Origin of the sequence: Aequoribacter sp. (genome assembly GCF_965659035.1) — a bacterium.
Taxonomy (GTDB): Bacteria; Pseudomonadota; Gammaproteobacteria; order Pseudomonadales; family Halieaceae; genus Aequoribacter.
This window is the reverse complement of the sequence record NZ_CBFHWH010000144.1, coordinates 1-2,539: the sequence shown is the minus strand read 5'-3', so window position 1 is coordinate 2,539 and position 2,539 is coordinate 1. Positions and strand designations below refer to the sequence as shown.

Here is a 2,539-nt window from a genome sequence, read left to right as displayed (position 1 = left end):
ACGCGCCGAATCAGTAATTAGCCTATCAGATCTAGGCGGTACCTTTTCTGATGCCTGCAGCAACGACAAGGCTTTTTCCTTGTCGCCGTTGCTTAAGGCGTACTCAGCGTACAGCATGTAAAAATCCAAGTTGGCAGCGCCTGCTTTCTCTGCCTCTTCGAAGAACTTGCTGGCCTTTTTGTCATTACCAAAGCCAATGGGCCAGCCAGGCACTTTGGAATGCAGAGTCCCCAAGCTCGCTAACGCCGCGGGCGTCACATCAGGATCGCCCGCTTTCAAGGCCGACTCGAAGTCTTTTTTGGCCTGCTTGGCATGACCCAAGGCATTCAAGCCCCCTATTTCTCCGGCGTACGACGACTCGATGATGCCTGCCCACAACAAGTTCTTTGCTGTTGCCGTGGGTGCAGAACGCAGGGCTTCAGCGCGTTCAAGCAAGGCATCAAAGGCCTGTTTTTGCGCATCGCCATCAAGCGTGAAGTTAGCGATCTCCCAGTCTGCAATGACTTGTTTAAGGTCCTCAGACCAAGCCAAAACGCTGGCGCAACTGAATACGATTACTACGATGACTCTGACTAGCCCGTTCATCTGACAACCTCGCTGATCAATGATTATTGGCTATTGTGAAGCCCCAACGTTAAGAATCCCTTAACAAGGAAATCCGACTAAAGCAGGAGCATACACTGCTTCAAACTCGGGCGGCATTCTGGCAGGAGCACCTGTATCTAGGCGGATGCAAACAAATTGCCATACACCCTGACACACAAGCGTGCCATCTAATTGCCTGCGGACCTCGAACCGGCGCTCCATATTCAAGCGTTTGGACATATCCGTTAGCCATGTCCCAACAAGTAATTGGTCACCTTCATACGTCGCTTTGAGGTAATCGAATTCGCTGCGCACGACCGCCATAGCACGCCCTAAAGTCTGATACATTTCTAAGCTCATGCCTAACGCCGCAGAATGCGCCCACGCCGCCGCCTCGCACCACTGGATGTATTGGGTGTTGTTACTATGACCTAATCCATCAATATGCTCGCTGTTCACACAGACAGCATGCGTGTAGGGGTTAGGATAGCGCCAATCCATCAAAACCATCGCTTTGACTGCTGTGCCCAGAGCTGCTCAAAGGCTTTGATGACACCCTGCTCCGCCGCAAACCCTAAGCGCTCAGCCAGAGTTCTTTTTTGCTCGTAACTCACCCGAAAAACCTGGCTGGTCTGCAGCGCCTCCAAAATGAGGTCATCACTTGTCGCTATCCGATCGACCAAACCGTTATTGACCGCCTCCTTACCGTACCAAATCTCACCGGTAGCGACAGCTTCGATGTCGAGATTTGGTCGATGCTCTTGAACAAAGGCTTTGAACAGATCGTGGGTTGACTCTAAATCCTCAATGAACTTTTGACGCCCCTCTTCGGTGTTCTCACCCAACACGGTTAATGTGCGCTTGTATTTACCAGCCGTTAGAATCTCAACATCTACGTCATTCTTTTTCAGCAACCGATGCACGTTGGGCACCTGAGCAACCACACCAATCGAGCCAATGACGCTAAAAGGTGCTGCCGCAATCTCATCTGCAACGCAGGCCATCATATACCCACCACTGGCCGCAACCGCATCAACACTGACGATTAACTTAATGCCCGCATTTTTAATTCGATCGAGTTGGCTTGCTGCCAGGCCGTAGCTATGAACCATGCCTCCAGGACTCTCCAATCGTAAGATGACGGTGTCACCCTCAGCCTTGTTGGCCACCAGCGTGCTAATTTCTTTACGTAGCCCCTCTACTGCCGAGGCCTTGATATCGCCATCAAAATCCACAACAAATACCCGAGGCCGGCCCGCTTCTTCTGCATCGGCTTTTTTACCCGCCTTTTTTGAGGCTTTGGCTAGGGCTTTTTTGGTCTTTTTTTCGTCCTTTTTGTGGCGCTTATAGTCCTCTGGCTCTAACACCGAGGCTAAAAAATCATCGAGATTATCTTCGTGGTCATCGTTCAAGCTTTGAATTTTGACTCGCCCCTCGCGCTGATCACCTTTTTGTCGCTGACTGAGGCTCGCGACAAATCCGACAAACACAATGAGCGCCACCAAAACCGTGACACTTTTCAGCAAAAACACACCGTAATCGGCGATCCATTCCATGGTCAGACCTACTCAAATAAATTAATTTGTTGATCCCGAAGTTCGCAATAATGCTGAATCAAGCGCCCTGCAATGCTCATGGTTGGCGGGATATTTCTGGGCAGCTCGCGATAATCGAACCACTGAGCCTCGGCTATTTCTACACCGTCTACCTGGATGTCGCCGCCCGCGTACTGGGCAAAGTAACCCAGCATCAGCTGATCTGGGAATGGCCAAGCCTGCGAGTCGAAATACTGTAGTTTTCCGCTGACCAAGCCGACTTCCTCGAAAATCTCCCGAGCAATGGTTTGTTCGGCACTTTCACCCGCCTCCACGAAACCTGCAAGTGTCGAAAACATAGGCCGAGGGAAGCGTGCATTGCGAGCTAAAAGCATTCGATCGCCATCAACGACAAGAAC

4 protein-coding genes are annotated in these 2,539 nt (G+C 51.0%); all 4 read right to left on the bottom strand.

Features of this window, described 5'->3' with window-relative positions; translation table 11 throughout:
• A partial coding sequence (locus ACTF5Z_RS11815) for a tetratricopeptide repeat protein (RefSeq protein WP_438985811.1) occupies window positions 1-585 on the bottom strand: 585 nt, incomplete at its 3' end.
• A gap of 60 nt (window positions 586-645) precedes the next feature.
• Window positions 646-1,086 (bottom strand): acyl-CoA thioesterase, encoded by a 441-nt coding sequence (locus ACTF5Z_RS11810; protein ID WP_423848527.1) that lies wholly within the window; start codon window positions 1,084-1,086, stop codon window positions 646-648.
• The gene (sohB, locus tag ACTF5Z_RS11805; protein WP_438985810.1) at window positions 1,086-2,141 is read right to left on the bottom strand and encodes a protease SohB; all 1,056 of its coding nucleotides are present in this window, start codon (window positions 2,139-2,141) and stop codon (window positions 1,086-1,088) included. The genes ACTF5Z_RS11810 and sohB overlap by 1 nt, the downstream gene beginning before the upstream one ends.
• Window positions 2,142-2,149: 8 nt before the next feature.
• The coding region (gene nudC / locus ACTF5Z_RS11800) for an NAD(+) diphosphatase (RefSeq protein WP_438985809.1) at window positions 2,150-2,539 on the bottom strand (390 nt) is incomplete at its 5' end.

Excerpts from the sequence above, each read along its gene's own strand:
- sohB (WP_438985810.1), bottom strand. The coding sequence starts at position 2,141 with ATGGAATGGATCGCCGATTACGGTGTGTTTTTGCTGAAAAGTGTCACG.
- ACTF5Z_RS11810 (WP_423848527.1), bottom strand. The coding sequence starts at position 1,086 with ATGGATTGGCGCTATCCTAACCCCTACACGCATGCTGTCTGTGTGAAC.